This is a genomic window from Pseudomonas sp. AC463, from assembly GCF_979253585.1.
Window position 1 is genome coordinate 1 of the sequence record NZ_CEEDDZ010000205.1, and the last position, 380, is coordinate 380.

Here is a 380-nt window from a genome sequence, read left to right on the forward strand (position 1 = left end):
CTCCAGACCGCGTTCATCGGCGCGGGAGCGGTGATCGGGTCGGCGACGCCGTATATCCTTGACCGGTTCGGCGTGCGCAATTCTCAGGCGGGCGGCGGTATTCCGGATACGGTATTGTGGTCGTTCTACCTGGGTGGTGCGGCGCTGCTGGCGTCGGTGTTGTGGACCGTGCTGACCACGCGCGAATACAGTCCCGCCGAACTCGCGGCGTTCGAGGGGCATGAACTCGGCGCGCATGACATGCCGCCGGTACCGCCTGCCTCCACGATCGGCGGCGTGGTCTGGATCGCCGCCGGGCTGGTGCTGGCGTCGGTCGTCGCGGTGCTGGGGCTGGAGAAGGAGTTGTACCTGCTCGGCGGGCTGGTCGCGTTCTACGGGCT

1 protein-coding gene is annotated in these 380 nt (G+C 67.9%); it reads left to right on the forward strand.

What is annotated here, in order from left to right:
• Positions 1-380 (forward strand): hypothetical protein (locus AC0IYH_RS29790; protein WP_471837681.1); only part of this gene is annotated, 380 nt, incomplete at both ends.